Source organism: Bacillus infantis (assembly GCF_008180445.1).
Lineage (GTDB): Bacteria > Bacillota > Bacilli > Bacillales > Cytobacillaceae > Bacillus_AB > Bacillus_AB infantis_B.
In genome coordinates this window covers 1-972 of the sequence record NZ_VTER01000036.1, presented here as the reverse complement: position 1 = coordinate 972, position 972 = coordinate 1, and the positions used below count along the sequence as shown (strand labels likewise).

The window sequence follows — 972 nt, the reverse complement described above, 5'->3', positions numbered from 1 at the left end:
GCCGTACTCCCCAGGCGGAGTGCTTAATGCGTTTGCTGCAGCACTAAAGGGCGGAAACCCTCTAACACTTAGCACTCATCGTTTACGGCGTGGACTACCAGGGTATCTAATCCTGTTTGCTCCCCACGCTTTCGCGCCTCAGCGTCAGTTACAGACCAGAAAGTCGCCTTCGCCACTGGTGTTCCTCCACATCTCTACGCATTTCACCGCTACACGTGGAATTCCACTTTCCTCTTCTGCACTCAAGTCCCCCAGTTTCCAATGACCCTCCACGGTTGAGCCGTGGGCTTTCACATCAGACTTAAGAGACCGCCTGCGCGCGCTTTACGCCCAATAATTCCGGACAACGCTTGCCACCTACGTATTACCGCGGCTGCTGGCACGTAGTTAGCCGTGGCTTTCTGGTCAGGTACCGTCAAGGTGCCGGCAGTTACTCCGGCACTTGTTCTTCCCTGACAACAGAGTTTTACGATCCGAAAACCTTCATCACTCACGCGGCGTTGCTCCGTCAGACTTTCGTCCATTGCGGAAGATTCCCTACTGCTGCCTCCCGTAGGAGTCTGGGCCGTGTCTCAGTCCCAGTGTGGCCGATCACCCTCTCAGGTCGGCTACGCATCGTTGCCTTGGTGAGCCGTTACCTCACCAACTAGCTAATGCGCCGCGGGCCCATCTGTAAGCGATAGCCGAAACCATCTTTCAGCATATCCCCATGAGGGGAAATGCATTATCCGGTATTAGCTCCGGTTTCCCGAAGTTATCCCAGTCTTACAGGCAGGTTGCCCACGTGTTACTCACCCGTCCGCCGCTGACTTCAGGGAGCAAGCTCCCATCCGTCCGCTCGACTTGCATGTATTAGGCACGCCGCCAGCGTTCGTCCTGAGCCAGGATCAAACTCTCCATATAAGAGTAAGATTTAGCTCTGATAAAAATAAGATTAACGTTGACGTTTTTGTTCGTTCAGTTTTCAAAGAG

General features: G+C 53.9%; 1 rRNA gene. It reads right to left on the bottom strand.

The window, feature by feature from the left end:
* Window positions 1–903 (bottom strand): 16S ribosomal RNA (locus FZD51_RS25875); the annotation flags it as partial.
* Window positions 904–972: the final 69 nt, after the last annotated feature.